General features: G+C 37.8%; 1 protein-coding gene. It reads right to left on the bottom strand.

Annotated elements, in window-relative coordinates; genetic code table 11:
- Positions 1-117: 117 nt before the first annotated feature.
- On the bottom strand, positions 118-1,151 hold a 1,034-nt coding region (locus AC0IXC_RS29045), incomplete at its 5' end, for an IS4 family transposase (protein ID WP_471653711.1).

Consider the following 1,151-nt stretch of genomic DNA (forward strand, 5'->3'; position numbering starts at 1 on the left):
CATGCCCATCAAGTTAACCAAGTAATTTACTAGGTAAGAAATAATCCTTGTTTCAAAACTAGCAAGTGATAAAAAAGTAGGCATGCTAAAGAAGCCTATTAAAATGCGATTTTTTCGCTAGGCAGCTTGTTTATGCTTCACCGTCGTTTTATACACAATCCCTAGAATATCAAAGACGGTCATCTTCTTATACCTATGACATTTACGACCGTTTTTTTTGAGCAGCTGATAAAGGCGATGCAGAATTTTTAAAAGTTCTTCTGTGCCAACGGCTATCGCTTGAAACAGTAAAGGAAAGTAATCTTTAATCATATAAATCGCTTTGTATTCACTCAGCTCCTGCTTTTTCTTTTCAAGCAGAAACTGTCGCATTTGAAACATCGTAGAAGAACAGAGGAGAATGCCGATGAGTTGCCCATATAAATGGCACTCTAGGCGTTCCCTTTTAATATTTTTACATTCATCAATTTCAAAGAATGACTTCCACGTTTTAAACAAAATTTCAATTTGCCAACGAAGTGAATATAATGAATGCACGTAGTTCGTCGGTACTTCTTCTAGCGACGTGTTCGTGATATATACATTCATGCCCATTAAACGTTTACTTTTATCCTTCATGACAATACCTTTCTTCTTTTCACGTATCGCTTGGTTTTTCAGACGTGTTTGCGTTTGATCATCGGTTAAACGATGGATAATAACACGTGCTGGAAGTTTCTGATTTTGGCCAATGTATGCCTCGGGAATTTCTATCGTTTCACCAGGGATTAGACCAGACATCATTTGTGTCATATCAAGCTGGATGTATTCTGTCTGCTTTTTTAACGTACCATTGTTGAAGTATTCTGGTTCAGGGTTCTTGATATAAATGCGTGTATTCAACTTCAACCTCGAGATATAATAAGCCTTTTTATCATGAATGGTTTGTAAGTCTCCTAAATCGAAGTAACCAAGATCACGTAAACACAAATCGCCCGCTTCTACGGTTTCAAGGCAGATAGTACCGTATGTTTTATCATTATTCTTTCCTGGTCCAAGCTGCACGTTAAGAAATTGGCCACTAAGTAAATCATATTCCAATTGGATTTTCACGCCTGCGGTATTACTACTCCCACCTGAACCTTGATAGTCAGTGGCGAAATGGTCAGGCA

Source organism: Bacillus sp. AC266, from assembly GCF_979253805.1.